Annotated in this window: 1 pseudogene; it reads right to left on the reverse strand. The window is 31.6% G+C overall.

Annotated features, from left to right (window positions below):
• Nucleotides 1-92 precede the first annotated feature (92 nt).
• A pseudogene (locus DWZ69_RS12145) lies at nt 93-800 on the reverse strand (hypothetical protein); the annotation flags it as partial.

Here is an 800-nt window from a genome sequence, read left to right on the forward strand (position 1 = left end):
CTGTAGTAACACATGTGAATGTGCCTACCAACAATGTAAGCGTCAATATGTATATAAAAAATTTCTTTGAAAATTCTTTCATGTTCTCTCCTTTACTTTCTCACTATCTTTATTTTCTTAGGCTTGCTCCACTTGCTATAATATTTTCTATTTTTTACTACCTTGATAGCTCTAATTCTAACATAGAGTTTTTTCCAGTTCTTGAGCTTCTTATTTTTTAATACAAATTTTACTGTTTTTGAGTTTTTGCTTATTTTCTTACTGTTTACTTTTTTGTTAATTATTTTCTTTTTGAACTTTTTGCTTACTGAAATCTGAATCTGGTACTTTTGTGCACTGCTAACTTTCTTAAACTTCAAATAAACCTTTTTTGAGTTTTTCTTCTTAGTTGCTTTTTTTACTTTGGTAGACTTCACTCTTACCTTTTTAGTTATTTTTGTGATTTTGTCTGTCGTACTTGCTGTTATTATTGTATGTAACGGTTCTGTTGTAACACTCTCGTCAGTAACCATTGTCTTAGTTTCTGTTACATGGGCATCTGATGTATTTACATTTGTTATATTCTCGCTTGTACTGCCACCATTATTCTGACCTGAAGATGTTATACCTTCATCTGTTGCGTTATTATTTGTCGTATTAGTCTGACTTGTGTTGTCATCACTTCCCGTGGCATTGTCACCTGTATTTTTTTCTTCTGTAGTGATACCTGCTGAATCCGATGTATTATCTGATGTTGTTGCTTCAGTTGTTGTTCCTGATTCTGTTACTGTTTCTGTTGTTGTTTCTTTTCTAGTTGTTTT

The organism is Eubacterium sp. AF34-35BH (assembly GCF_003477765.1).
GTDB lineage: Bacteria > Bacillota > Clostridia > Lachnospirales > Lachnospiraceae > Eubacterium_G.